The sequence below is a fragment of the Ralstonia sp. RL genome (assembly GCF_001683835.1).
GTDB classification, from domain to species: domain Bacteria; phylum Pseudomonadota; class Gammaproteobacteria; order Burkholderiales; family Burkholderiaceae; genus Ralstonia; species Ralstonia mannitolilytica.
This window is the reverse complement of sequence record NZ_LWRX01000236.1, coordinates 1-1,072: the sequence shown is the minus strand read 5'-3', so window position 1 is coordinate 1,072 and position 1,072 is coordinate 1. Positions and strand designations below refer to the sequence as shown.

1 protein-coding gene is annotated in these 1,072 nt (G+C 65.9%); it reads left to right on the top strand.

All coding sequences use genetic code 11. The features are described from left to right. The coding region (locus A6M56_RS21230) for a DUF3458 domain-containing protein (RefSeq protein ID WP_286758394.1) at positions 1 to 1,072 on the top strand (1,072 nt) is incomplete at both ends.

Genomic DNA, 1,072 nt, shown 5'->3' with positions numbered 1-1,072 from the left:
CATCGAATCGGTGGTCGGCCATGAATACTTCCACAACTGGACCGGCAACCGCGTCACCTGCCGCGACTGGTTCCAGCTGTCCTTGAAGGAAGGCCTGACCGTGTTTCGCGACCAGGAGTTTTCCGCCGACATGATCGGCACCGACAGCGGCCGCGCGGTCAAGCGCATCGAGGATGTGCGCGTGCTGCGCCAGGCGCAGTTCCCGGAAGACGCCGGCCCGATGGCGCATCCGGTGCGGCCCGATTCCTACGTCGAGATCAACAACTTCTACACCGTCACCGTCTACGAAAAAGGCGCGGAAGTGGTGCGCATGTACCAGACCCTGTTCGGCCGCGAGGGCTTCCGCAAGGGCATGGACTTGTACTTCCAGCGCCATGACGGGCATGCGGTCGAATGCGACGATTTCCGCCGCGCGATGGCCGACGCCAACGGGCGCGACCTGGCGCAGTTCGAGCTGTGGTATTGCCAGTCCGGCACGCCGCACGTGAAGGTGGACACGCACTACGACGAGGTCGCCAAGACCTACGCCATCACCCTGACCCAATCCTGCCCGCCGACGCCGGGACAGCCCAGGAAGCTGCCGTTCCACATCCCGGTCGCGGTCGGCCTGCTGGACGGAGCCGGGCGCGACATGCCGCTGCACCTGGGCGGCGTCGAGATCGACGGCCTGGCGCCGACCACCATGGTGCTGGAGCTGACCGAGGAGCGCCAGACCTTCGAATTCCGCCACGTGCCGGAGCACCCGGTGCCGTCGATCCTGCGCGGCTTTTCCGCGCCGGTGATTCTCGAAATCGACTATTCCGACGCCGAACTGGCCTTCCTGATGGCGCACGACAGCGATCCGTTCAACCGCTGGGAAGCCGGACAGCGCCTCGCGATGCGGCGCCTCCTGGCGCTGACCGACGCGGTGCAGAAGGACAATCCGCTGTCGGACCGGGAATTGCAGGAATCCGCGTTGAGCGAGGCCTTGCGCAAGACCCTGGCCGACCACTCGCTCGATCCGGCATTCCGCGAACTGGCGCTGACATTGCCGTCCGAGACGGTGGTGGCCGAACAGATGGACGTGGTCGAG